The 20,585-nt window shown below is 60.4% G+C and carries 19 protein-coding genes; 5 read left to right on the plus strand and 14 right to left on the minus strand.

The genetic code is table 11. The features are described from left to right. Positions 1 to 8 precede the first annotated feature (8 nt). Entirely contained in the window at positions 9 to 959 is a 951-nt protein-coding gene (locus tag ACFOFO_RS04140) for a histone deacetylase family protein (RefSeq protein WP_390330912.1), read from the minus strand. 277 nt (positions 960 to 1,236) lie between these two features. Here ACFOFO_RS04140 and ACFOFO_RS04145 point away from each other — a divergent pair, with 277 nt between their 5' ends. The 5 genes from ACFOFO_RS04145 to ACFOFO_RS04165 all read left to right on the plus strand — a co-directional run bounded on the left by ACFOFO_RS04145 (position 1,237) and on the right by ACFOFO_RS04165 (position 7,514). Further along, a complete protein-coding gene (locus ACFOFO_RS04145) occupies positions 1,237 to 2,157 on the plus strand; it encodes an AAA family ATPase (RefSeq protein WP_390326551.1) in 921 nt (306 codons plus the stop codon). 24 nt (positions 2,158 to 2,181) lie between these two features. Further along, positions 2,182 to 3,195, plus strand: coding sequence for a DUF58 domain-containing protein (locus ACFOFO_RS04150; RefSeq protein ID WP_390326553.1), 1,014 nt, complete (start codon positions 2,182 to 2,184; stop codon positions 3,193 to 3,195). Beyond that, a complete protein-coding gene (locus tag ACFOFO_RS04155; protein ID WP_390326554.1) occupies positions 3,195 to 5,237 on the plus strand; it encodes a transglutaminase TgpA family protein in 2,043 nt (680 codons plus the stop codon). Before ACFOFO_RS04150 ends, ACFOFO_RS04155 begins: the two co-directional genes overlap by 1 nt. Further along, positions 5,234 to 6,406, plus strand: coding sequence for a lytic murein transglycosylase B (mltB, locus tag ACFOFO_RS04160; RefSeq protein ID WP_390326557.1), 1,173 nt, complete (start codon positions 5,234 to 5,236; stop codon positions 6,404 to 6,406). The genes ACFOFO_RS04155 and mltB overlap by 4 nt, the downstream gene beginning before the upstream one ends. A gap of 778 nt (positions 6,407 to 7,184) precedes the next feature. After that, positions 7,185 to 7,514 (plus strand): hypothetical protein, encoded by a 330-nt coding sequence (locus ACFOFO_RS04165; RefSeq protein ID WP_390326559.1) that lies wholly within the window; start codon positions 7,185 to 7,187, stop codon positions 7,512 to 7,514. Positions 7,515 to 7,547: 33 nt separating this feature from the next. Here the strand turns inward: ACFOFO_RS04165 and cysM are convergent, their stop codons facing one another. The 13 genes from cysM to hisC form a co-directional block, all read right to left on the minus strand. After that, positions 7,548 to 8,450, minus strand: a complete 903-nt coding sequence (gene cysM, locus ACFOFO_RS04170) for a cysteine synthase CysM (RefSeq protein ID WP_390326561.1) — start codon at positions 8,448 to 8,450, stop codon at positions 7,548 to 7,550. A 149-nt stretch (positions 8,451 to 8,599) separates the two neighbouring features. Then, a complete protein-coding gene (locus tag ACFOFO_RS04175) occupies positions 8,600 to 9,013 on the minus strand; it encodes a ComEA family DNA-binding protein (protein WP_390326563.1) in 414 nt (137 codons plus the stop codon). Positions 9,014 to 9,147: 134 nt separating this feature from the next. Further along, positions 9,148 to 10,095: a D-glycero-beta-D-manno-heptose-7-phosphate kinase gene (gene rfaE1 / locus ACFOFO_RS04180; protein WP_390326566.1), complete on the minus strand. Its 948-nt coding sequence runs from the start codon at positions 10,093 to 10,095 to the stop codon at positions 9,148 to 9,150. 2 nt (positions 10,096 to 10,097) lie between these two features. Further along, positions 10,098 to 11,483 (minus strand): UDP-glucose dehydrogenase family protein, encoded by a 1,386-nt coding sequence (locus ACFOFO_RS04185; protein WP_390326568.1) that lies wholly within the window; start codon positions 11,481 to 11,483, stop codon positions 10,098 to 10,100. A 94-nt stretch (positions 11,484 to 11,577) separates the two neighbouring features. Continuing rightward, the gene (gene lapB / locus ACFOFO_RS04190) at positions 11,578 to 12,753 is read right to left on the minus strand and encodes a lipopolysaccharide assembly protein LapB (protein WP_390330914.1); all 1,176 of its coding nucleotides are present in this window, start codon (positions 12,751 to 12,753) and stop codon (positions 11,578 to 11,580) included. Between the two features lie 82 nt (positions 12,754 to 12,835). After that, positions 12,836 to 13,150: a LapA family protein gene (locus tag ACFOFO_RS04195; RefSeq protein ID WP_390326570.1), complete on the minus strand. Its 315-nt coding sequence runs from the start codon at positions 13,148 to 13,150 to the stop codon at positions 12,836 to 12,838. Between the two features lie 228 nt (positions 13,151 to 13,378). Next, positions 13,379 to 13,684: an integration host factor subunit beta gene (locus tag ACFOFO_RS04200; protein WP_390326571.1), complete on the minus strand. Its 306-nt coding sequence runs from the start codon at positions 13,682 to 13,684 to the stop codon at positions 13,379 to 13,381. A gap of 17 nt (positions 13,685 to 13,701) precedes the next feature. Then, the gene (gene rpsA / locus ACFOFO_RS04205) at positions 13,702 to 15,417 is read right to left on the minus strand and encodes a 30S ribosomal protein S1 (protein WP_390330916.1); all 1,716 of its coding nucleotides are present in this window, start codon (positions 15,415 to 15,417) and stop codon (positions 13,702 to 13,704) included. Between the two features lie 174 nt (positions 15,418 to 15,591). Next, positions 15,592 to 16,260, minus strand: a complete 669-nt coding sequence (cmk, locus tag ACFOFO_RS04210) for a (d)CMP kinase (RefSeq protein WP_390326572.1) — start codon at positions 16,258 to 16,260, stop codon at positions 15,592 to 15,594. Between the two features lie 98 nt (positions 16,261 to 16,358). After that, on the minus strand, positions 16,359 to 16,673 hold the full coding sequence (locus tag ACFOFO_RS04215) for a helix-hairpin-helix domain-containing protein (RefSeq protein WP_390326574.1): 315 nt from the start codon (positions 16,671 to 16,673) through the stop codon (positions 16,359 to 16,361). Continuing rightward, positions 16,630 to 17,973, minus strand: coding sequence for a 3-phosphoshikimate 1-carboxyvinyltransferase (gene aroA, locus ACFOFO_RS04220; protein WP_390326575.1), 1,344 nt, complete (start codon positions 17,971 to 17,973; stop codon positions 16,630 to 16,632). The genes ACFOFO_RS04215 and aroA overlap by 44 nt, the downstream gene beginning before the upstream one ends. A gap of 412 nt (positions 17,974 to 18,385) precedes the next feature. Continuing rightward, positions 18,386 to 19,285, minus strand: coding sequence for a prephenate dehydrogenase (locus ACFOFO_RS04225; RefSeq protein WP_390326577.1), 900 nt, complete (start codon positions 19,283 to 19,285; stop codon positions 18,386 to 18,388). A gap of 174 nt (positions 19,286 to 19,459) precedes the next feature. Further along, positions 19,460 to 20,566, minus strand: coding sequence for a histidinol-phosphate transaminase (hisC, locus tag ACFOFO_RS04230; protein WP_390326579.1), 1,107 nt, complete (start codon positions 20,564 to 20,566; stop codon positions 19,460 to 19,462). Between the last annotated feature and the right edge of the window lie 19 nt (positions 20,567 to 20,585).

A 20,585-nucleotide genomic window follows, 5' to 3' on the forward strand; every position in this document is an offset into this window, starting at 1 on the left:
GTAGACGCTCAATCCAGTTCCGCCAGCACCTTCACATGTGCGACCACGCTGCGCCCCAGCGCCGACAGGTTGTAGCCCCCTTCCAGGCAGCTGACGATGCGCCCTTGCGCATACTGCTTCGCGACTGCCATCACCTGTTGCGTGATCCACGCATAATCGGCTTCGACCAAGCCCATCTGCCCGAGATCATCCTCGCGATGGGCATCGAACCCGGCCGAGATGAAGATCATTTCCGGCCGGTGCGCGTGCAGCGCCGGCAGCCACTTTTCGGTCACCAGCTGACGCACCACGTCGCCCTTGGAATACGCAGCCACCGGGAGATTGACGCAGTTGGCACTCGGATGGTCGGTGCCGGTAAACGGATAAAACGGGTGCTGAAAGAAACTGACCATCAGCACCCGGGGTTCGGCGGCAAATGTCTCTTCGGTGCCATTACCATGATGCACGTCAAAATCGACGATGGCGACGCGCTGCAGGCCATGCACCTCGAGCGCATGACGCGCCGCGATCGCGACATTGTTGAACAAGCAAAAACCCATCGGCATGCTCGGCCGTGCATGATGACCGGGTGGCCGGATCGCGCAGAATGCATTGTCGATGTCGCCGGCGATCACCGCATCGGTCGCCGCCACCGCCGCGCCGGCCGCGCGCAGCGCCGCCTGATAGCTGTATGGGTTGAGCGCGGTGTCGGGATCGAGCCAGTAATAGCTGTCATGCGAACCGGGCGGGCTCTGGGCGGGCGGCAAATGGTCGCGCACCAGCGCGATTGCATCGGCATTGTGTACGCGGCCGATGTCGGTCAGCTGCGCCAGCGGCGCCTGTCGATGGTCCAGAAATCCGTCGATGCGGCTCAGGATCAACTGGTCTTCGATGGCCTGCAGGCGCGCCGGCGATTCGGGGTGCAGTTCGCCCATTTCATGGCGCTTGCAATCGGGATGGGTGTAGATGGCGGTCGTCATGGTAATTGGTACGCGGCGGCGGCGCGTTCTCGCATAGAATTGTCAGGAGCCTGTCGGACTTGCGGAATCGAAGCGAAAAATTAGTTGAACGAGGACAGATTTCGCCGGATTTGCAGTGTCAATAGCGAGCTATTGACCAAAAAGCCGGTGACACTGTACCGCTCAGGGACTTTAACAGCCGATCTTCCATAAGTCCGACAGACTCCTAGTGTAACGAAGAATGCGGGCGACCGGCTCAACCAACCACAACACCATCAATTACACCTGAAAAAAATCCATGTTCGCCAAAATTCACGCAGTCGCCCAGCAAGTCGGCCAGATCGTCGTCGGCAAGGAAACGCAGATTCGCCAGTCGCTGGTCTGCCTGCTGGCCGGTGGCCATCTGCTGATCGAAGACGTGCCGGGTGTCGGCAAGACCACGCTGGCCCACGCACTGGCGATATCGCTCGGCCTGCAGTTCAACCGGCTGCAATTTACCAGTGACCTGTTGCCGGCCGATGTGGTGGGGATTTCAATTTTCGACCGCGAAAAAAACGGCTTCGTGTTTCACCCCGGTCCGGTATTTACCCAGGTATTGCTGGCCGACGAAATCAACCGCGCCACGCCCAAGGCGCAATCGGCGCTGCTGGAGGCGATGGAAGAACGGCAAGTGACGGCCGATGGCGTCACGCGCGACTTGCCGGTGCCTTTTTTCGTGATCGCGACGCAGAACCCGACGCACCAGGTCGGCACCTTTCCGCTGCCCGAGTCGCAGCTGGACCGCTTCCTGATGTGTCTGTCGCTCGGCTATCCGGATGCCGCCGCAGAACGCGCCTTGCTGATGGGCGACGACCGCCGCAGCATGCTCAAGTCATTGCCGCTGGCGATGCAGCCGGCCGAATTGCTGGCGGCGCGCCACGCGCTCAGGCAGATTCACGCGGCGCCGGCGCTGATCGATTACCTGCAGGCGCTGGCGCAGGCCTCGCGCCAGAACGGCATGTTTGCCGAGGGCATGAGCCCGCGCGCCGCGATCGCGCTGTTGCAGGCGGCGCGCGCCTGGGCGGCGCTGGAAGGACGCAATCATGTGATCCCCGAGGACGTGCAAGCGGTGCTGGTGCCGGTCTGTGCGCACCGTCTGCGCCCCGTCAAGGCGGCCGGCGGCACCGTGCTGGCCAGCCGCGACCTGCTGCTGCAATTGATGAAATCGGTCGGCGTGTAAGCGCGCGGCCCGATACCAGCCATCATGTTGACCACATTGCGCACGCGCTGCCACAGCAGTTACCGGCGCTTTCTGAACAAGTGGCTGTACCGACTGCGGGACGCCGAACCGGGCGAGGTGTTTCTCAACCAGCGCCGCGTGTTCATCGTCCCATCCGGCGCCGGGCTGATGTTCGGCGTGATGCTGGTGGTGCTGTTCGTCGCCTCGGTCAATTACTCGCTGAACCTGGGTTTCGCGCTGACTTTCCTGATTGCGGCCTGCGCGGTGATCGACATGTATCTGACCTTTCGTAATCTGGCCCATCTGCATCTGGCGCCGGGACGGGTCAATCCGGTGTTTGCCGGCGAAGAGGCGCAATTCGAGCTGCATGTGATCAACCGTCGCAACTATGAGCGCTTTGCGCTGTGGCTTGGCTTTATCGGCGAAGGCCAGAACCACCCGGAACAGCCGCTCGATATCGCCAGTCACGCCAGCCGGTCCGTCACGCTGTCGGCGCCGAGCATCACCCGCGGTCGTTTGCAGGCACCGCGGGTGCGCCTGCAGACGCGCTTCCCGCTCGGTCTGTTGCACGCGTGGAGCTACTGGCAGCCGGATGCAACCGCCCTGGTCTATCCGCTACCAGAGCAGAACGCGCCGGCGCTACCGGTCGCCGGCGACGCCAAGGACGATGACTTCTGGCGCGCTGGGCGCGCCGGGCGCGACGACTTCGGCGGCATCCGCGGCTATCAGGATGGCGATGCCATGAAACATCTGGCGTGGCGCCAAATTGCCCGGATTCCGGCCGATCTTGGCGGTCAATTGCTGACCAAATACTTTGAAGGCGGCGCGGCCAGCGAATTGTGCCTTGATTTTTCGGCGCTGCCGCCTGCGCTCGATACCGAACTGAAACTGTCGCGCCTGACGCGCTGGGTCCTCGAGGCGGAGGCGCGCGGCCTGCCCTATGCGTTCCGACTCGGCGCCAACGACTTCGCTGCCGCGGTCGGCACTGCCCATCGCGCGGCCTGCCTTCAGGCCTTGGCATTGTACGAGGCGAGCTGATGAGTCGGTTCAAATCCGCTGCCATCGCGGCCATCAGCGGTCGCTTTAGTACCCCCCTTGCGCGCGACAAGGCCGATACCCTGCTGTTGATGCTGGCCTGCGTGCTGGTGTTGCTGCCGCATACCGCGCACCAGCCGCTGTGGATCAGCGTGGCTTGCGGCGCGATTCTGTGCTGGCGCGGCTGGATCACGTGGCGCGGCAAACGCATGCCGCCGCGCTGGCTGCTGCTGCCGGTCGCGCTGGCGGCGATGGTCGGCGTCAATGTCACTTTCAAGACTTTGTTGGGCCGCGATGCCGGCGTCGCGATGCTGGTGCTGCTGCTCACGTTCAAGCTGCTGGAGATGCACGCGAAGCGCGATTTGTTCGTGGTGATCTTCCTCAGTTTCTTCCTGATGCTGGCCAGCTTCTTCTATTCGCAAACCATGCTCAGCGCGCTGCTGACGGTGGTCGCGGTGATCACGATGCTGACCGCACAGCTGTCGTTTCAGTATACCGGTCGCATGCCGCCGCTGCGCCGACGCCTGCGGCTGACGGCCGTGATCGTCGGGTTGGCGGTGCCGCTGACGCTGGTATTGTTCCTGCTCTTTCCACGGATCCAGGGGCCGTTATGGGGTTTGCCCGGCGATGCCCATGCCGGACGCAGTGGCTTGTCCGACAGCATGTCCCCCGGCAATATCTCGCAACTGGCGCTGTCGGAGGAAATCGCATTTCGCGTCAAATTCATCGATCCGGCGCCACCCAAGTCCCGGCTATATTGGCGCGGCGCGGTACTCGGCAACTACGACGGCCGTAGTTGGACCCCAATGCACTTTCAATCGGCAGGTCATCAAGGTTCGGTGGTGGTGTTGCGGCCCTACGGCAAGCCGATCCGGCATCAGGTAACACTGGAGCCGAACGGCCAGCGCTGGTTGTTTGCGCTCGAACTGCCGCGGCAGGCGCCCAACGTGGACGGCATGCTCAGCAGGATTGGCGCCGATCGCGAGCTTCTGGGCAGCGAGGCAATCGAGCAACGGATCCGTTACGACGCGGTGTCGTATCCGAGCTATACCCTCGACGCCGACGCCTCGCCCGACGAACAGCAGAACTGGCTGAGCTTGCCGGCCGATTACAACCCACGCACGCTGGCCTTCGCGGCCAAGCTGCACCGGCAGGCATCGGACCAGCGGCAACTGGTCAATCTGGTGCTGCAATATTTCCGCCGCGAGAGTTTTCGCTACACGCTGGAGCCGCCCCCGCTCGGCAAGCACGCAGTCGACGAATTCCTGTTCTCGACCCGCGCCGGCTTTTGCGAACATTATGCGAGCTCGTTCGTGGTGCTGATGCGCGCCCTCGGCATTCCGGCGCGGGTCGTGACCGGTTATCAAGGCGGCGAGATGAATCCGATCGACGGCTACATGACGATCCGCCAGTCCGACGCCCACGCCTGGGCCGAAGTCTGGCTGCCGCAGCGCGGTTGGCTGCGCGTCGATCCGACTGCCGCGGTGGCACCGGAGCGGGTCGAACTGAACCTTCGCGGCGCGATTCCGCGCCATACGCTGGCAACCCTGCTCGGCCTGCATGCGGGCCAGGATTCGTGGGGCGCCGGCCTCGGGCTGAACTGGGATGCGATGACCAATTCCTGGAACCAATGGGTACTTAATTACAACCCGCAACGACAAAGGAATCTGTTGCGTTCACTCGGCTTCGACGATCTCGACTGGCAAAGTCTGACCGCGTTGATGTTTGGCCTCGGCACCATCGCGATCGCACTGGCAGCCTTGCCGTTGCTGCTAAATCGGCCGCGGCGCGACCCGTTCGATGCGATATACTCGGCGTTCTGCCAGCAGATGGCACGTCGCGGTACAGCGCGTGCCATCCATGAGGGTCCGCGCGCTTATGCGGCGCGCCTGAAGACCAGCCTGCCCGCTGACAAGGTGGCCGCGGCAGAACGCTTTTTGATGCTGTATGAACACATTCGATTCGGGTCGGGCAGCACCGCGCATGTCAAGGAGCGCAGCGCTGCGCTGGCCAGACTCAAATCACACTTAGCCGACTGCCGATGAAACTCTCCTGTCTTGCCAAACGCATTGCCCTATGCGCCTCCTTGCCGCTCTTGATCAACGCCGGGATCGCCACCGCCGGCGAGGCACCGCCAAACGGGACGGCGAAAGCCGACAAGCCGCGCAAGATTGCACTCGAGCGCAACCGCTACGACCGCCAGGAGCAACAGGACAACGTCGGGGAATTTGCCAACTTCGTGCAATGGAAAGCAGTCTCCGACTTCATCGATCAGATGGTCGCGAAACATGATTTCAGTCGGCCGGAACTGGAAGCGATACTGGGCAAGGTACGTTACGTCGATACCACGATCCAGCTGATGAAACCGGCGCCGGCCGGCAAGCCGAAGAACTGGCGCGCCTACCGCGCCCGCTTCGTCGAGCCGGTGCGGATCGAGGCCGGCGTCCGATTCTGGAACGACAATGCCGATACGCTGGCGCGTGCCGAACAGCAATACGGCGTGCCAGCCGACATCATCGTCGGCATCATCGGCGTCGAGACCGTGTACGGCCGCAACACCGGCAATTTCCGCGTGATGGATGCCGTGACCACACTGGCCTTCGACTATCCCGACACACCGACGCGGCTGGCGCGCATGACCTTCTTCCAGGGCGAGCTGGAAAACACGCTGCTGTTTGCACGCGAATCCGGCATCGATCCGTTTTCCCTGCTCGGCTCGTATGCGGGTGCGATCGGCTGGCCGCAATTCATGCCGAGCAGCATCCGGCAATACGCCGTCGATTTCGATGGCGACGGCAAAATCGACCTGCGCAATTCCCAGGCCGATGCGATCGGCAGCGTCGCCAATTTTCTGGTGCAACACGGCTGGCGGCGCGGCGAACCGCCGGTGTTTCCGGCGACCGTCGACAGCCGCAATCCGTCCGACGGCAACGACGACATCGGCTCGAATTCATGGCAGGCCTTCATCGGCCAAGGTCTGGAAGCGAAATTTTCTCTCGATGCATTGAAAGCCGGCGGCGTCAGCCCGGTGGTCGAGCCGCCGACCGACATGACATTCGGGTTGGTGGACTTGCAAAATGGATTCGAACCGGCCGAATACTGGTTGGGCGGAAACAATTTCTTCGCCATCACCCAATACAACCGCAGCTTCTTCTATGCGATGTCGGTAATCGACCTCGGCCGTGCGGTCCGGACAGCGCGCAGTCAATACTAGGGATGGATTCGGCAGCACGAGTTGCGTAATGGCATGACGCCATTCAGACGCGGCACCGCCATGGATGATTCCGCTTCTTGGCTTTTCCCAAGGCTCAATTTGCCGGAGTATATGTCATACCTCCAATATTTATTGGTGGAAATGGCCGGCATGACTAGCCAGTATATGTGTCCCATCATCACCCACACGCTCGCTTCGGCCGAGATTCCTATTTTTATTTCAATAATTTCTTGCCATAGATGAACTATTGCAAGAATCGCCATCTAACCTAGTGTGGTGTGCTTTGCAATTGATTGAATATCAACGCCAGTGCTTTCCTGCCTGAGTTGGCGAGAAATTTCGTTACCTTGGTAACCTCAGACCATTGCAAAGCACGCCATTACAGCAACGGATTGCAAATAAAAATTGCGCTTTATCAATATGCCGCCTCGATGGCTACATAGAATCAAATTGTTAGAGAAACAATTTTTTACCGTTCGCTGCCGCGTTACTCGAGATATGGATTACACCGGGCAACGCCGCAGGTTGGCTCTATTTTTTTCAGAGCGTTAATCAAGTACCAGCGTAGTTGTTTCAAAAAATCATATTTTTTAACAATCTTGTCTTTATGCAAAAAAACTCTAATTGTTATAAAATTGGGTGTATTCCTTAAAAACTTTACGTAAAATCTGTGTACTTACCGTCGCAGTTACCTGTCGCAATCGGGGATTTTATGTTTCTAGAGTAATTTTTGGGTGCGTCCCCGGCACAATGAATCTTACATGGAAGTATCAAGATTATGACTAATCAACCAGACAACAACACCAACGACGAGATGGATAGCGATCAGCTTAAGTACGATCCGAACCGTTTGCTCGATACCCTGATCGAGAAACTGCATCTCAAGAATGATGCCGCCTTGTCGCGCGCACTGGAAGTCGCGCCGCCGGTGATCAGCAAGATTCGCCACAATCGACTGCCGGTCGGCGCATCGCTGCTGATACGCATGCATGAAGTGAGCGACATGAGCATCCGTGACCTGCGTTATCTGATGGGCGATCGCCGCACCAAATTCCGCATCAGCGACAAGCAGTTCAAGCCAAAAGAAGCCACCACGGCGCCGCAATAAGCGGGCGGATTTTCCCGCCGCATGGTTCAGGCATCAGGCAGGGAAAATCCCGGTGGACAGATAGCGGTCGCCGCGATCGCAGACGATGAACACGATGGTGGCGTTCTCGACCGTGCGCGACAGACGCAATGCAACTTCGCAGGCGCCGCCGGACGATATCCCGCAAAAGATTCCCTCTTCTGCCGCCAGGCGCCGCGTCATTTGTTCGGACGCGGCCTGGCTCACATATTCCAGCTGGTCGACTCGCGATTTATCATAGATTTTCGGCAGGTACGCTTCCGGCCATTTTCTGATGCCCGGAATTTGCGAACCTTCTTCGGGCTGCGCGCCGATGATGCGGATCGCCGGGTTTTGCGCTTTCAGATAGCGTGACACACCCATGATGGTGCCGGTGGTCCCCATCGCGCTGACGAAATGGGTGATCCGGCCTTCGGTATCGCGCCAAATCTCCGGTCCGGTACTCTCGTAGTGGGCGCGTGAATTGTCCGGGTTGGCAAATTGGTCGAGGATGATGCCCTTGCCTTCCTTCTGCATCTGCTCGGCCAGATCGCGCGCGTATTCCATGCCGCCGGTTTTCGGGGTCAGGATGATCTCCGCACCGTAGGCCGCCATGCTCTGGCGCCGCTCGACACTGAGATTTTCCGGCATCAACAAAACCATCTTGTAGCCGCCGATCGCGGCCGCCATCGCCAGCGCGATGCCGGTATTGCCGCTGGTGGCCTCGATCAGCGTGTCACCTGGCTTGATGACGCCGCGCTCCTCGGCGCCCCTCACCATCGACATCGCCGGACGGTCCTTGACTGAACCGGCCGGATTATTGCCTTCCAGCTTGGCCAGAATGATGTTGTTGCGCTCGGCCGCTTCGGCGCCCGGCACCCGCTTCAGTTGTACCAGCGGCGTATTACCGATTGTGTCTTCGATGCTGAGATAGGCCATGTTCTTGCTTGATCCGATATACAAGGCACCATTCTAATCCGAGATGCGGCAACGCGTATTTGCGTCGGTTCCGATCACGGATATGGATGATAAAAAAACCCCGCGGTCTGCAACGGCGACCGGCGGGGTTTTTGTGTAGCAAGGACTGATTACTTCGGCGCAGAGGCGGAAGCTGCGCCAGAGGCTCCTGCCTTGGCTGATGCTGCTGCCGGTGCGGCCATTGGCGAAGCAGTCTTGGCCGGTGCTTTTGCCATCGGTGTTTTTGCCATAGGTGCAGCGGCCGGTGCGTCAGCCAGGGCTTGACCATTGACGGTCAGGCCGGCTTGCGACAGCTTGGCTGCATTTTTCTTGCCCACACCCTTTACACGCTTTTCAAAGTCCGGCCAATCCTTGAACGCCCCACCCTTGGTGCGCTCATCGATGATCACCTTGGAAGTTTTCGGGCCGATACCCTTGATGCCGTCCAGCGCTGTCTGGTCGGCCTTATTAACGTCAACCTGCGCGAATGCAAAACCCATCGTTGCGACCAAAGTAGCGACCGCCAGCAGTAATTTCTTGAACATTTGATTCTCTCCGGTTGATTGAATGGCATTTGTGACAACAAGGGCAAAGGATATTTCGTCCCTTGCGTCTGATAACGGCCAGACAACCAAGCGGTTGACAACATTCCCGCATCATACCAAAACGTCAACGCGCCCTAACCAAACAGCTCTTCCTTGGTGACGGTTGCGGTGCCAAGCTTGCCGACCACGATACCGCCGGCCCGGTTGGCGGTGGTGACCGCATCGGCAATCGGCATGCCGGCGCCGAGCATCGCAGCCAGCGTCGCAATCACGGTGTCGCCCGCGCCGGAGACGTCGAACACCTCGCGTGCCATCGCCGGCGTATGCATTACCTGCTGGTCGGTATACAGGCTCATGCCCTCTTCCGAGCGCGTCAGCAGCAAGGCGTCGAGTCCGAGCGACAGCCGCAGCTGCTGGGCCTTGACGGTCAATTCCTGTTCGCTCGACCAGCTGCCGACGATACGCTTCAATTCGGATTTATTCGGCGTCAGCACCGATGCACCGGCATAACGCGAGAAATCATCACCCTTCGGATCGACCAGCACCAGCTTGCCGGCCTGGCGGGCGGTTGCGATCATGTCGGCCACGTTGACCAGGCTACCCTTGGCGTAATCGGACAAAACGATCACGTCATACTGATCCAGCAAGGCATTGTATTGGCTCAGCTTGTCACGCAATACGGTCTCGGTCGGCGCACTTTCGAAATCGACGCGCAGCAATTGCTGCTGGCGACCGATAACGCGCAGCTTGATGATGGTCGAGATCGCGGCGTCGCGCTTCAGATAGCTCTGGATGCTCGATTCGCCCAGGATCTGTTCGACCGTATCGCCGGCCTCGTCCTGGCCGACGACGCCGAGCAAACCGGTCCGGGTGCCGAGTGCAGCCGCATTGCGCGCCACGTTGGCGGCGCCGCCGAGACGCTCTTCGCGCCTCTCGATCCGCACGATCGGCACCGGCGCTTCCGGCGAAATGCGGTTGACCTCGCCGAACCAGTAACGGTCCAGCATCACGTCCCCCACCACCAGGATGCGGACCGTGTCCAGAGCAAGCGGCAGTGTCGGGCTGGTATTGTCCTGGTTCATGATCATGTCCGGGTCAGCACCGAACGGCCGATGCCGTGATATTCAAAGCCTGCATCGGCCATGGCGTCCGGCTCATACAGGTTGCGGCCATCGAAAATGACGGGAGTCTTCAGCTGCGCCTTGAGCTGCGCAAAATCCGGGCTGCGGAAGGTTTTCCATTCAGTCACGATGGCCAGCGCGTCGGCGCCTGTCAAAGCATCCATCGCGTTGTGCGCGAAACGAATCCGCTGCTGGTCGAACGTCGGCCCCAGGTCCAATGCCAGTACCCGCTTCGCTTCTGGCATCGCGACCGGGTCGTAGACCGCCACTGTCGCGCCGCGTTGGATCAGTTCCCGCAGCAGCACACGGGATGATGCTTCGCGCATGTCGTCGGTATTGGGCTTGAATGCCAGCCCCCACAGTGCAAAATGTTTGCCGCTCAGATCGTCGCCAAAACGCGCGACGATCTTCTGGCCCAGCACGTGCTTCTGCTGATTGTTGACCGCTTCCACCGCGCGCAGGATCATCAGTTCCTGGCCATAGGCGCCCGCGGTGCGCTCCAGCGCCTGCACGTCCTTCGGGAAACAGGAACCGCCGTAACCGCAGCCGGCATACAGGAAGCTGTGGCCGATGCGCGGGTCGGAGCCAATGCCGTGTCGCACCGCTTCGATGTCGACGCCGACCTTGTCGGCCAGACTGGCCATTTCGTTCATGAACGAAATGCGCGTCGCCAGCATCGCATTGGCCGCATATTTGGTGAATTCTGCCGAACGCACGTCCATCCAGAAGGTGCGTTCGTGGTTGCGATTGAACGGTTTGTACAAGTTTTTCATCATCGCATGCGCGAGCTGGCCTTCGCTGGTGTCGTCGCAACCGATCACGATCCGGTCCGGCCGCATGAAGTCCTCAACCGCCGCGCCTTCCTTCAGGAATTCGGGATTCGACACCACCGAAAATGTCACAGGGCACTGCTGCGGGTCGGACTGGCGTGCCGTCAGTTCGCCCTCAATCGCCAGCCGCACCCGGTCGGCGGTACCGACCGGCACCGTCGACTTGTCGACCACTACCTTGAAGCCAGTCATATGGCGACCGATATTGCGCGCCGCTGCCAGCACGTATTGCAGGTCGGCCGAACCGTCCTCGTCGGGCGGGGTACCGACCGCGATGAACTGGATATCGCCGTGCGCCACGCTGGCCGCGACATCGGTCGAAAATTGCAGGCGACCAGCGGCGCGGTTGCGCGCCACGATCTCTTCCAGGCCCGCTTCGTGAATCGGGATGCCGCCGTTGTTCAGCATGTCGATCTTGTGCTGGTCGACGTCGAGACAGAACACGTCGTTGCCGAGTTCCGCCAGGCAGGCGCCGGTGACCAAGCCTACGTAACCGGTGCCGATAATGGTAATTTTCATGTGTAATCAGAGTTTGGCATGGCACTGCGACCAGCTGCCATGCATGGTTTCATGGTCGTCGATCGGGCGTCGATTGCTGCTCGCCCAGTCGAAGTTAGTTCATCACATTCAGTTCTTCGGTGCGCCGCGGCGGGTAGGTTTCCCAGTGGTTGCATCCCGGGCATTGCCAATAGAACTGGCGTGCCTTGAAGCCGCAATGGCTGCACTGGTAACGCGCCAGTTTTTGCGCGTAGCCGTGCACCAGGGTTTTCACCATCGACAGCTCCGGCCGCACTTCCGGCCGCGTATTCATCAGCCGCGCCTCCAGCAACTTGTCCAGCCCGAGTAGCGTCGGCGTGCGACGCAATTCGTCGCTGACCATCTGGTTCGCCGCATCGACGCCGTCGTGTTCAATCACTGCCTGGAACAATACCTCCAGCAAGTCGATCGACGAGGCTTCAGACAGATAGGATTTTAATAGATTGATCCCTTCCTGCGGCCGACCGACTGCGCGATAGCCGTCCATCAGTCGCTGTGCGACCAGCGCGACGTGCGGCACACTTTGATGTTCGACCCGGCGCCACGACAGCAGCGCTTTTTCGATATCGCCCGTGACCAGTTGCGCATCGCCGGAGAGGATCGCGGCGCGCACGTTCTTGCGGTCGACATTGAGCGCCTTTTCGAGCAGGGCCAGCGCCGCATCGGGATGGGTATGCACCAGCTCATCTTGCGCCAGCTCGCAATAGAACTGGGCGATTTCCTTCTGCCGGCCGCCGGCGCCGGATTGCTGCAGCGCCTGCGCAGCCTCGATCGCGCGCGTCCATTCTTTTTCGCGCTGGAAAATTTCCAGCAGCGCGCGCCGTGCTTGCGCGCTGTACTGGGTATCGATCAGGCGGTTGAAGGTTTCCTCGGCGCGATCGAGCAGGCCGGCCTTCAGGTAGTCCTGGCCCAGTTCATATTGTGCGTGGACTTGCTGCTCCTGCGGCAGATCGGGCCGCGACAGCAGATTCTGGTGCACCCGGATCGCGCGTTCGGTCTCGCCGCGGCGGCGGAACAGGTTGCCCAGCGCAAAATGCAGGTCGGCGGTTTCCGGGTCCAGCTTGACGATTTCGATGAACGCATCGATCGCCTTGTCCGGCTGCTCGTTCAGCAGGAAATTGAGGCCCTTGAAGTACCCCAAAGGCAGGCTGCGCGACTCGGATACCAATTGCTTGATATCAACACGCGCGGCGATCCAGCCCAGTGCAAAAAAAACGGGAATGCCGAGCAACCACCAGATTTCAAATTCCATGCGCGATATTATTAGAGGTTGTTCGAGGCGTTATGCCGGATGTCTGCCGCAGCAGGCGCAATTCGTTTGGCTATCGGTGCTGTCATTGGTTGGACACACTGTCCGGCTGCGGCGGCTGGTTGCGTGCCTGTTGTTGCGCTTCGCTTTCCTTTTGCAGCGCGTTAATGGTCTTCTTGTGGCGCGTCAGTTCGCGGCGGTGCCGGAACACGGTGGGGGACATCGCGATCACGCCGAGCAAGGCACCGGCCCCGAAAAAGCCGAGCAGGACCAGTGCCAGCGGACTGGTGATCGGGGGGATCAGCAAGAAGTGCAGCTCGACGATCTGGCTGTTCTTCAGCGCAAAAATAAAGAACACCGCGAACAGGCACAGCGCGAGCAATCTGGAGATGAGTTTCATGCGCATTCCTTATTGTTGGAAGTGGTGGTTTGCTGCAATCGGCGTGACTTGAACACTGAATTGAATACGGATAAATAGCAATAACAAGCGAAATTGTACGTGAAAAAAAACGGCATCCGAAGATGCCGTTCCAATTCGATCAAACGACCTGTAGCCCTGTCGGGTAGGAGCGACCCCTTGAAGGGGCGCGCCGTCCGGTTGGCGAGCAGCATGCTGCTCGAAACCCCATCAGTCCTCCATGATCGGCTGACCGACCATGGCGTCGACCCGTTCCCGCAATTCCTTGCCTGGCTTGAAGTGCGGCACCCGTTTTTCGGGCACCATCACCTTGTCGCCGGACTTCGGATTGCGGCCGATACGGGGCGGCCGGCTGTTCAGCGCAAAGCTGCCAAAACCCCGGATCTCGATGCGCTGGCCGGTCGCCAAGGCGTCCGTCATCGCATCGAGTATGGTCTTGACAGCATAATCCGCGTCTTTTGCCACCAGCTGGGTGTAACGTTCAGCCAGACGGGCGATCAGCTCGGACTTGGTCATTGATCAGCTCGACAAACTTAGTTCTTGTTGTCGAATTTTGCTTTGAGCAACGCGCCCAGGCTGGTCGTACCGGAAGCGGCGTTCGAGTCTACCGACATCTTCTGCATGGCTTCATGCGTCTCGGCATTGTCTTTTGCCTTGATCGACAACTGGATGCTGCGTGCCTTGCGGTCGATGTTGATCACCAGCGCTTCGACGGCATCGCCGACTTTCAGGTGCGTACCGGCATCTTCCACGCGATCGCGGGAGATTTCGGAAGCACGCAGATAGCCTTCGACTTCTTCGGACAACTGGATCACGGCGCCCTTCGGCTCAACCGATTTGACCGTGCCGGTTACCAGCGCGCCCTTGTCGTTCATGGCAGCGAAGTTGTTGAACGGATCGCCTTCGAGTTGTTTGACGCCCAGCGAAACGCGCTCGCGTTCAACGTCGATTGCCAGCACGATGGCTTCCAGCTCGTCACCCTTCTTGAAGCGGCGCACTGCTTCTTCGCCGGTTTCGGTCCAGGACAGGTCGGACAGATGCACCAGACCGTCGATGTTGCCGGCCAGGCCGATGAACACGCCGAAGTCGGTGATCGACTTGATTGCGCCGCGGACCTTGTCGCCCTTCTTGTGGGTCACTGCAAAGTCATCCCATGGGTTGGCTTTGCACTGCTTCATGCCCAGGCTGATACGACGACGTTCTTCGTCGATTTCCAGAACCATGACTTCGACTTCATCGCCCAGTTGCACGACCTTGTTTGGTGCCACGTTCTTGTTGGTCCAGTCCATTTCGGAAACGTGTACCAGACCTTCGATGCCTTGCTCGACTTCCACGAATGCGCCATAGTCGGTCAGGTTCGTGACCTTACCGAACAGGCGGGTGCCTTGTGGGTAACGACGCGACAGGCCGGTCCAAGGATCGTCGCCCAGTTGCTTGACGCCCAGCGAGACACGGTTTTTCTCTTGATCGTACTTCAGGACCTTGGCGGTGATTTCCTGGCCGACGGTCAGCACTTCCGATGGGTGACGCACGCGACGCCATGCCAGGTCGGTGATATGCAGCAGGCCATCGATGCCGCCGAGGTCAACGAACGCGCCGTAGTCGGTGATGTTCTTGACGATACCGGTGACCACGGTACCTTCTTTCAGGGTTTCCATCAGCTTCTGGCGCTCTTCGCCCATCGATGCTTCGACCACTGCACGACGCGACAACACGACGTTGTTGCGTTTGCGATCGAGCTTGATGACCTTGAATTCCAGGGTCTTGCCTTCGTACGGGGTGGTGTCCTTGACCGGACGGGTGTCGACCAGCGAACCCGGCAAGAACGCGCGGATGCCGTTGGTCAGAACGGTCAGGCCGCCCTTGACTTTACCGTTGACGGTACCGATGACGATCTCGCCGGACTCCATCGCTTTTTCGAGCGAGAGCCACGATGCCAGACGCTTGGCCTTGTCACGGGACAGGATGGTGTCGCCAAAGCCGTTTTCGAGTGATTCGATCGCGACCGAGACGAAATCGCCAACGACGACTTCGAGTTCGCCGTTGTCGTTCTTGAATTCTTCGATTGGTATGAAAGCTTCGGATTTCAGGCCGGCGTTGACGATGACGAAATTATGGTCAAAACGCACGACTTCTGCGGAGATGACTTCGCCGGAGCGCATATCCTGGCGCGTCAGCGATTCTTCGAACATCGCGGCAAAGCTTTCCATGCCGGTAGGTGTTTCTTGGGAGGTAGCAACAGTAGACATAGGTTTTTGCAGGTTATCCAGCAAGACTCGCACAACGCGACTTCAACTGGGTTAGGTTCTTCCACATCCGAACCGGCGTAGCGCCGGAGCGGACACCAGGTACAACAACTGCATGCAGCTTGGGCCGTCTGCTTTTGAAGTCAACTCTTGATTGCAGTCAACCCTTGCTTGCAGTCAGTTTTTTATTACCGCAAACCAACTCAATACCTGCTCGACTGCCTGATCGGCCGTCATGTCGGAAGTATCGAGTACGTTTGCACCTTCTGCCGGCTTTAGCGGCGCCACTTCGCGCTGGCTATCGCGCGCGTCGCGGGCCTGCAAATCCTTCAGCAGATCATCCATACTAGCAGAAAAACCCTTGTCAATCAATTGCTTATAGCGCCGCTCGGCGCGTGCCTCGGCGCTGGCGGTCAAAAACACCTTGAGCCTGGCGTGCGGGAAAATCACCGTGCCCATGTCGCGGCCGTCCGCCACCAGCCCGGGCGCCTTGCGGCAGCCCAGCTGCAGGCCGTATAGCGCCTTCCGCACCGGCGTCAGGATGGCGATCTGCGATGCCGCATTCCCGACTTCCTCGGCCCGGATCGCGGCCGTCACGTCTTCTTGCCCCAGCAGGATGTGCTCGCCCTGGAAGCTGCACGGCAGTGCCGCCGCCAGCTTGGCCAGCGCATGTTCGGCGCCGAGGTCGATGCCCTTGCGCAGTGCCGACAGCGCGGTCAGCCGGTACAGCGCGCCGGAATCGAGGTAATGAAAACCGAGGCGGGCGGCGACGCGCTGCGCCACCGTGCCCTTGCCGGAAGCGGTGGGGCCGTCAATCGCGATGACCGGGATGCTGGGTGTTGGCATTTTTGTATTTTATTGGGAGTATAGGGGAAAATAGGGCATGTCCCGCCAATAAAACGCGGGCCTTGAAATATACACTAGGCAGTATATATTTGTTCGAGTCAGTCCTTCCAGTTCCACCATTTCAGTTTTTCGGGCTCGGGATGATCCGTTTCGGCAGCATAGATGATGCAGCGCGCCACGTACAGCCAGCAGCGGTCGACGTGGCCGCCCTGCAGTGCGCATTGCCGCTGGTATAGCGCCTGCGGATCGCAGCGCCGTAACTGGTCGATCCGCCGAAAACCCTGATCGACCAGATCGCGCGCGATGCTGGGACCGACGCCGGGCAGACGCTGCAGTTCCTTCAGCGCTGCGGCGCGTTCAGCGTCGTGCTCAGAACAGGTCGACGCTGTTCTTGGCGATTTGCGCGAAGGCATCGAAATACTCGGGGAAGGTCTTCGCGACGCATTGTGGGTCGTTGATCCGGATCCGGCTGCCATTGCGCGCGGCGCCGTCGAGCGTGGCCAGCGAGAAGCACATCGCCATCCGGTGATCGTCGTAGGTATCGATGCTGGCCGCCAGGATCTGCTGCGGCGGCGTCACGCGCAGGTAATCGGCGCCCTCTTCGACGATCGCACCGAGCTTGCGCAATTCGATCGCCATCGCCGCGATGCGGTCAGTCTCTTTCACCCGCCAGCTGCCGATATTGCGCAGTGTGCTGGGACCATCGGCGTACAGCGCGGCGACCGCGATCGTCATCGCCGCATCCGGGATGTGATTGAAATCGGCATCGATCGCCTTCAGCACGCCATTCGACGTCGCCTCGATCCAGTTGTCGCCCAGCGTGATGGTGGCACCCATTTGCTGCAAGGATTCGGCGAAGCGGACGTCGCCCTGGATGCTGTCGCGGCCGACGCCCTCGACCCGCACCGGCCCGCCGGCAATCGCGCCGGCTGCCAGAAAATACGACGCCGACGACGCGTCGCCCTCGACCTGGATGGTGCCAGGGCTGCGGTAACGCTGGCCGGCCGCGACAGTGAACGCCTGCCAGCCATCGCGCTCGACGGTCACGCCGAAGCGGCGCATCAGGTTCAGCGTGATCTCGATATACGGCCGCGAAATCAGCTCGCCGATCACTTCGATCGTGACGCCATGGTCGCGCGCCATCAGCGGCGCCACCATCAGCAAGGCGGTCAAGAACTGGCTGGAGACATTGCCGCGCACGCTGAGTCGCTGCGCATGGATGTGACCGCGCCGGATATGCAGCGGCGGAAAGCCGGCCACGCCGGTGTAGTCAATCTGCGCGCCGACCGCGTTCAACGCCTCGACCAGGTCGCCGATCGGACGCTCGTGCATCCGTGGCACGCCATGCAGCGTGTAATCGCCACCGATCACCGCCAGCGCCGCAGTCAGCGGCCGGATCGCGGTGCCGGCATTGCCCATGAACAGGTCGGCCTGGTGCACCGGAAAGACGCCTCCGGCGCCGTCGACCCGGTAGTCCTGGCTGACGCCCTGCTGCTGCCACGGCACACCGAGTGTATGCAGTGCGTTCAGCATCACCAGTGTATCGTCGGACGCCAGCAGGTCGATGATCTCGGTACTGCCGCTGGCCAGCGCAGCCAGCAGCAGGGTGCGGTTGGAGATGCTCTTGGAGCCGGGCAGGCGGACGGTGCCGGCGACGCGGGCGATCGGCTGCAGATCGATATGGGGTGGGAAATGTTTGTGCTGCTGGCTCATGATTTCTGTCCTGTGCGGGCTATCTCGTTTGCTTGATCGTTGCTTGATCATTTCTTGATCGCTACTTGATCATTGCTTGTTCGACTTGATCGCTATTTGATCGTTATTTGATCGTTGTTTGATCGCTACTCGGCCTGCAATATTAGCCGCAACTGTAAATTCCGACGGTCGTCCCAGTGAACGCTGGGACCCAGTGTCTTATGTCGCACCTTGTTGGTGGTGATTTGGCTCCACGTTCGGCGTTACGGCATGCAACATACGCCGCTGGGCCCCAGCGTGCGCTGGGGCGACAGTAATATTTGACCTTATTAAGGTTGCAATGACCGCCCACATGTTGCCAGGTCTGCTTTTTAAACTATCTGCATCTTTACGCATGCATCTGGGCATGCCGCAGCCCCACATTCTGGCACCACTAATCTCCACCTTCGCGACTCTGCTGTTCGGCCGCCTCGATCGATCGGATCCAGGCATGCCGGGCCTGCTGCGCGTTGGCGAATACCGCCTCGAGCCCGACGCCGTCTGCATTTGCCAGCAGGCCGCGCAACTGCGCCAGCTGCGACACGTATCCATCGAGCTCGTCCAGCAGCGCCGCCCGATTCGCCAGGCTGATATCGCGCCACATTTCGGGCGACGAGCCGGCAATCCGGGTGAAGTCGCGAAAGCCGCTGGCCGCGTACTGAAACAGCAGCTCGGCATGCGGCTTGTTGGCAATGTCGTCGACCAGTGCGTACGCCAGCAAGTGCGGCAAATGGCTGACCGCCGCAAACACGCGGTCGTGCTCTTGCGGCGTCAACTGATGAATGATGGCGCCACACAAGCGCCAGGCGTCGGCCACCCGCGCCACCGCGTGCGGCGCGTTTTCCGGCAACGGCGTCAGCACCGCTTTTTTGCCGGCGTACAGGTCGACGATGGCGGCATCCGGTCCGTTTTGCTCGCGCCCGGCGATCGGATGACCGGGTACGAATTGCGCGATCCGGTCGCCCAGCGCGCGGCGCGCGGCCGCCACCACATCGGATTTGGTGCTGCCGGCGTCGGTCACCACGGTGCCGGCTTGCAGATGCGGCTTGATCGCGGCCAGGATCGTTTCCGTCTGCGCCACCGGCGCAGCGATCAACACCAGATCGGCATCGCGCAGCGCCTCGGGCACGGAAGCGCCGATGACGTCGATGATGCCGAGCTGGTGCGCGCGCGCCAGCGACGCCGCGCTGCGCCCTACGCCGACCACTTGCCGCACCGCGCCGGCCCGTTTGAGCGCCAGCGCGAACGAACCGCCGATCAAGCCGACACCGAAAATTGCGATCTTTTTGAACACGGATCAGTACTTAGAAAATGATGGTTGATAATGGTTGATATTGGCGGCACGACCACGACAGCGTGCGTCACAACGCGTCTGCAAAAAATACTCCCCGGGCAATACCCTCTATTCCGCAAATAAATTGCGCGGATTCATGGCATACAAGGGGAGAGTATTTCCAGGTTTCGCCTTTCAGCTCAAAGCCTTTTGCAACGCGGCGATGAACGCCGCATTCTCTTGCGGCAAGCCGATCGAGATGCGCAGCCATTGCGGCAAGCCATAACTGGCGACCGGACGCACGATCACGCCCTGCTTCAGCAAGGCCAGGTTGACGCGGGCGCCGGCGCCGTCATCGTGGCCGACCCGGACCAGCACGAAATTGCCGCAGGACGGCACGTATTCCAGATCGAGTGCGTCGAACGCCGCGGTGAGCTGAAGGTAGCCGTCGGCATTGAGTTGCGCGCTCTTGTTCAGAAATTCGGTATCGTTGAGTACCGCGATCGCGGCCGCCTGCGCCAGCGAATTGACATTGAACGGCTGGCGGATGCGGTTCAGCAGGTCGGTGATCGCGGGTTGGGCAATCCCGAAGCCGACGCGCAGGCCGGCCAGGCCGTAGGCTTTCGAGAAGGTGCGCGACACCAGCAGATTCGGGTATTGCCGGACCCAGGCGGTCGACTCGTACTGCAGTTCGGGCGCCAGGAATTCGTTGTAGGCCTCGTCCAGCACCACCACCACTTGCTGCGGCACTTTTTTCAGGAAGGCCTCAATTTCAGCGGCCGGGACGAAGGTGCCGGTCGGGTTGTTGGGATTGGCGATGAACACCAGCTTGGTATCGGCGGTGATGGCGGCCGCCATCGCCACCAGATCGTGACCGTAATTTATTGCCGCCACCTCGATCGCGCGACCGCCGACCGCCTGCGTCGCCAGCGGATAGACCGCAAACGAATATTGGGCATAGACCACCGCCTGGCCCGGCTGCACGAAGGCATGCGCGGCCAGTTCCAGGATGTCGTTGCTGCCATTGCCGAGCGTGATCCAGTCTTGCGGCACGTCATATTTGGCGCTGAGCGCAGCCTTCAGGTCGAAACCGTTGGCGTCGGGATAGCGCGCGATGTCGCTCGCCGCGGCCAGCATCGCCTGTTTGGCTGACTCCGGGATCCCGAGCGGGTTTTCATTGGAGGCCAGCTTGACGATCGACGCTTCGTCGAGGCCGAACTCGCGCGCGACTTCGGCAATCGGTTTGCCGCTCTGATAGGGGGCGATGGCACGAACGTAATCGGGACCGTATTGAATAGACATGATGGATATCTTGAGTAAG

The organism is Pseudundibacterium arcticum, from assembly GCF_042646465.1.
Lineage (GTDB): Bacteria > Pseudomonadota > Gammaproteobacteria > Burkholderiales > Burkholderiaceae_D > Undibacterium_A > Undibacterium_A arcticum.